The following is a 5,277-nucleotide window of genomic DNA, read 5'->3' as shown; positions in this document are numbered from 1 at the left end:
GAACTAGCATAAGGGGAAACAAAATAATGAATAAGTTACTTACATCGAAAATTGAAATTATAGAAAGAAAAATCCGGTATAACTCAACAATAGTAGATCACAATTGCTTATTACTTGAAAAGCAATCACAAAGTATCGTTTTATTTCACGAGGTGCAGTATTCATTTACAATGACTGCAAATGATACTAAGTTAACAATCCCAAAAGGAAGTTATACAATCGCATATTACTGGAAAGATCGTCCGTACAATTTATACGTATGGAGAGATATAAAAGGAAAGTATTTAGGTTCCTATTTTAATATTGTAAAAAACACACAAATAAAAGATGAAGTGGTTTCCTTTGAAGATTTAATCATCGATATTATGGTACTTCCAAATGGAGAATACTTCATATTGGATGAAGATGAATTACCAGAACCATTAGGGAATTTCGAAGGTGGTTATGTGAGGAAAGCTCTTTATGGATTAAAAGAAATCATTCAAAAAGAGCTGCCACCAATAGTTTTGGAGACAGCCAGGGTGCAGAGGAAATAAAATTTAATTACATAAATATTTTGAATGGGAATGAGTAGTCTCAAGTTATATGATCTAACTTTTTTAATAAATCTAAGGTTAGTAGCATATTTCTTGAAATTACTCTTTTTTTTGTAGAAATTTCGTCGCTTAGTTATTAAATCCCATCAAATGCATTTAGCGTGTGAGTTTTCTTATTGGTTACAGTGGATTAAAAATCAGAAAAAATAGTAAGTAAATGATATCGTTCAAATAAACAACAGTAAAAATATTCAAACGAATCATATGTATGTTTTGATAAAACCTAGTTGACTTATCGGAAATATTTGTATAATATGTACTTAATTCCATAACGTATTGCTGATTGGAGAAATCAAAGGCATTTTATCTGTTGATAAAATGCCTTTGGTTTTTTTATTGCACAAATACTGAATCTGTTCATTTATATGAATCATTTTAAGGAGGAGAAGAAATGACTGTTTCAATTGATGGGGTATCAAAATATTTTTTGAAACAAACTGGTACTGTTCAAGTATTAGAGAATATTAATTTTCAATTAGAGAAAGGGGATTTTGTTACAGTAATTGGTCCGAGTGGGTGCGGAAAAAGTACATTACTAAAAATTGTTGCCGGTCTAGATAATGATTTTGAAGGGGAAGTTGTTATTGACGGGGAGCCTATCTTAAAAACGAGCAAGAAACAAGGTTTTATTTTTCAAGAACATAGGCTTTTTCCATGGTTAACAGTTGAAGAAAATATAGCGGCAGATTTATCGTTAAAAGATAAGTATGTGAAAGATAAGGTAAGAGAATGGGTTGAAATCGTTCGGTTAGATGGCTTTGAAAAATCGTATCCGAAAGAAATTTCAGGCGGGATGTCACAACGTGTTGCGATAGCGAGAGCGTTATTAAGAGATCCAAATGTATTATTACTTGATGAACCTTTTGGAGCGCTGGATGCTTTTACTCGAAGTCATTTACAAGAAGTATTGCTAAATATTTGGGAGCAGAAGAAAACAACAATGATATTCGTTACACATGATATAGACGAAGCGATATATCTTTCAAACCGAATCATCATTATGAGTGCAAAACCAGGGAAAATACATAAAGTGATTGAAAATAATTTGCCTTATCCGCGAAATAAAACTTCTCAATCGTTCCAACAACTTCGAACGAAAGTATTACAGCAGTTTGAATATGGAGGGTTGATTCAAACAAGTATATAGGAAAAGGGTGATTTTATATGTATAAAAAATTAAAAATTCTTTCTTTTGCTTTAGCTATATCAGTATGTTTGTTAGGATGTGAAAAAAGTACAGCAAGTAGTAAGAAAGAAGATGTAACAATACAAATTGGTATACAACAAGGATTAAGCCCGCTATTACTAGCAAAGAAAAAGGGATGGTTTGAAGAGGAGTTTAAAAAAGAAGGAGTTAAAGTGAAATGGACAGAGTTCCAAAGTGGACCTCCTTATTTTGAAGCAATCGCATCAAACCGGTTAGACTTTGGTGAAGTAGGGAATTCTCCAGTCATTTCAGCGCAAGCAGCAGGTATTGGATTTACCGAAATCGCCAATACAAGTTATGCGAGAAAAGGAACTGGAATTCTCGTTCAAAAAGATAGTAAGATTGCGAGTGTAAAAGATTTAAAAGGTAAAAAAATTGCAGTAGCAAAAGGAAGTAGTGCCTTTAATTTATTATATCGAGCACTTGATAAAGAAGGTATTGATGCAAAAGATGTAAATGTCATTCAATTACAACCAGATGAAGCGCAGCCTGCATTCGAATCAGGATCAGTAGATGCATGGGCGATTTGGGACCCTTTCATATCATTACATACGTTAAATAAAGGTGCGAAGGTGATTGCAGACGGTGAAACATTAAATGTCTCTTCACCAGAATTTTTAATTACGAGGACAAAATTTGCGAAAGAACATCCAGAATTAGTTGAGAAATTCCTCAAAGTTTATGAGAAAGCACGTGTATGGCAAGATGCTAACTTAGATGAAGCAATAAAAGTATACACTTCTGTAAAAAAGATAGATGCAGAGATTGTAAAAGAAGTGTTTAATCACGACAAACCAATTTTAGTTCCGGTAACTAAGGAAATAATAGCAGAACAACAAAAGACTGCGGATTTTCAATATAAGCTCGGTTCTATAAAGAAAGAAATTAAGACGGAAAAAGTTGTAGATAATTCTTTCGTAGAAAAAGCATTGAAAGCGAAGTGAAAAGAGGTTTTGTAAAGTGGAAAATACGAAAGCTGTTATGAAACCAGCGAGTATAACGATTAAGAAAAATGGCATAAAGAAGGTACGAAAGTTAAATGTAAAAGTTTTAGTAAGGGCGATTACTATACCGGTTATTATATTAATAATTTGGCAGTTGGCTGGCGTATTCGGTCTTGTTTCTAAAACAGTTTTACCAACACCATTAGATATTTTTCTAGCTTTCCAAGAGCTTATTAAAACAGGAGAGTTATTCGGCCATTTAAGTATTAGTGTATTCAGGGCTGCGGCTGGTTTCTTTATTGGTGGGGGCTTAGGAATCATTTTAGGAACGATTGTTGGATTTTCAACGAGAAGTGAGCAATATTTAGACCCATCTGTGCAAATGTTAAGAACTGTACCTCATTTAGCTGTTGCGCCGCTTTTCGTATTATGGTTCGGTTTTGGTGAAACATCAAAAGTGTTATTAATTGCAGATGGTGCATTTTTTCCTTTATACGTAAACGCATTTTTAGGTATTAGAGGTGTGGATTCAAAGTTATTTGATGTTGCGAGAGTGTTAGAGTTTAGTAAAAGAAAATTAATCACGAAACTAATTTTACCAGCTGCATTGCCTAACCTTTTACTAGGAGCAAGGTTATCGTTAGGTGTTGCGTGGGTGAGTTTAGTAGTAGCAGAACTTATGGGGTCTACAGAAGGTATTGGCTATATGATTATGGATGCAAGGCAATTTTCAAATACAGATATCGTATTTGTCGGCATAATTATATTTGCATTTGTTGGAAAGTTTTCTGACTCTCTAGTACGTTTACTAGAAGTGAAGTTTTTAAGATGGCGAGATAACTTTAAAGGTGAGACAGGGAATTAACATATAAATTATTAGGGGTAATTTATATAGAATGTGTTAGTATACGATTCAAAATAAATAAGGGGTGTGTAAAGGTATGGAATTATTATGGTTTATTCCGGCTTATGGAGATGGTCGATATTTAGGAACGACAAAACGAGGAAGAGCAGCTGAATATGGTTATTATAAGCAAGTTGCTGCGGCAGCTGATTATTTAGGATATACGGGTGTTTTACTTCCAACTGGTCAAGGATGTGAAGACCCTTGGGTGTTAGCTTCAGCTCTTGCTGCTGAAACAGAAAAACTAAAATTTTTAGTAGCAGTGAGACCAGGACTAATGTCCCCTACAGTTGCAGCGAGGATGGCATCTACATTTGATAGAATTTCACATGGGAGGCTGCTTATTAATGTAGTAGCTGGAGGAGATCCAGTTGAACTACAAGGAGATGGATTATATCTTGATCATGATGAAAGATATGAAGCAGCGGATGAATTTTTAAAAGTTTGGAAATCGACATTGCAAGGTGAAACGATCTCTTTAGAAGGAAAACATATTAAAGTTACAGATAGTAAAGTTGTATTCCCACCAGTTCAAATACCATATCCTCCTATATATTTCGGAGGATCGTCAGCTGCTGGAAAAGAAGTAGCAGCTGAACATAGTGATGTATATTTAACGTGGGGAGAGCCGCCAGAGCAAGTGAAAGAGAAAATAGAAGAAGTAAGAAAACTTGCAGAAGAGAAGGGGCGTACAGTGCGATTTGGCATTAGATTACACGTAATTGTAAGAGAAACAGAAGAAGAAGCATGGGAAGAGGCAGAACGTTTAATTCAATATGTGGATAATGAAACAATTGAGCTTGCTCAAAAGACATTTGCAAGATATGATTCGGTTGGTCAAAAACGGATGACCCATTTAAATAAAGGTACGAGAGAGTCGTTAGAGATAAGCCCTAATTTATGGGCTGGAATCGGACTTGTAAGAGGTGGGGCAGGTACTGCACTTGTAGGCGATCCGCATACAGTAGCAGAAAGGATAAAAGAATATGAATCGTTAGGAATTGATACGTTTGTTTTATCAGGATATCCGCATTTAGAAGAAGCGTATCAAGTGGCAGAATTGTTATTCCCATTATTGAAAGACGAGAAGAAAGAAGAAAATAAAATTGTTGGTGAAATGATTGCTGATGCATATGCATTAAAAAAATAGTGAGAAATAAAGTTTCACTTATTTATTGCTCCATTTTGTTTACTGCCTGTTAACACGGGATAAAAAACCCGCAAGTTATTCGCTTGCGGGTTTTCATCGTAAATTATTAGAAAATATGGTAAAATTAAAGGGTAACTTAAGGTGCGGTTGGTTGTTCAATTATCACTTCTCCGAGTAGGAGGGGGGTGATAATACGTGAGTGAAATAGCGTTGCTACTGCAAGGTGGACTGTTTCTCGTTGCATTGTTAACGTTCGTCGTCGTTTTAATAGACAAGCTCAAAAAATAACAACCCACCTATGCTTATAGAATGTGGGTTGTTTTGTTTGTAAGAAACAAATAGGATAAATGAACAATCCAATCTGCTAAGTTACGTGGACTAGTGTGTAGCCGCACACTAGTCTTTTTTATTTATATACAATTTATAATTGGTTTATGTGATTGTATTGTTCTTTTCATACTCATTATAACACAGTG

6 protein-coding genes are annotated in these 5,277 nt (G+C 34.7%); all 6 read left to right on the top strand.

From position 1 onward, the window contains the following. Positions 1 to 26 precede the first annotated feature (26 nt). The 6 genes from ABWK52_RS16920 (at position 27) to ABWK52_RS16895 (ending at position 5,089) form a co-directional block, all read left to right on the top strand. A complete protein-coding gene (locus ABWK52_RS16920; RefSeq protein ID WP_001037878.1) occupies positions 27 to 536 on the top strand; it encodes a DUF402 domain-containing protein in 510 nt (169 codons plus the stop codon). A 451-nt stretch (positions 537 to 987) separates the two neighbouring features. Continuing rightward, on the top strand, positions 988 to 1,743 hold the full coding sequence (locus tag ABWK52_RS16915) for an ABC transporter ATP-binding protein (RefSeq protein ID WP_000218582.1): 756 nt from the start codon (positions 988 to 990) through the stop codon (positions 1,741 to 1,743). Positions 1,744 to 1,760: 17 nt separating this feature from the next. Then, entirely contained in the window at positions 1,761 to 2,747 is a 987-nt protein-coding gene (locus ABWK52_RS16910; protein ID WP_000277087.1) for an aliphatic sulfonate ABC transporter substrate-binding protein, read from the top strand. A 16-nt stretch (positions 2,748 to 2,763) separates the two neighbouring features. Next, positions 2,764 to 3,612, top strand: coding sequence for an ABC transporter permease (locus tag ABWK52_RS16905; RefSeq protein ID WP_000432134.1), 849 nt, complete (start codon positions 2,764 to 2,766; stop codon positions 3,610 to 3,612). 76 nt (positions 3,613 to 3,688) lie between these two features. Continuing rightward, complete coding sequence (gene ssuD / locus ABWK52_RS16900; protein ID WP_098541944.1) at positions 3,689 to 4,801, top strand: FMNH2-dependent alkanesulfonate monooxygenase; 1,113 nt, start codon at positions 3,689 to 3,691, stop codon at positions 4,799 to 4,801. 195 nt (positions 4,802 to 4,996) lie between these two features. Next, complete coding sequence (locus ABWK52_RS16895; protein WP_001289320.1) at positions 4,997 to 5,089, top strand: putative holin-like toxin; 93 nt, start codon at positions 4,997 to 4,999, stop codon at positions 5,087 to 5,089. The last annotated feature ends 188 nt before the right edge of the window (positions 5,090 to 5,277 follow it).

Source organism: Bacillus sp. AP50 (assembly GCF_040492675.1).
Taxonomy (GTDB): domain Bacteria; phylum Bacillota; class Bacilli; order Bacillales; family Bacillaceae_G; genus Bacillus_A; species Bacillus_A cereus.
Note: the sequence above shows the minus strand (reverse complement) of the source record. Positions and strands in the feature narration are given on the sequence as shown.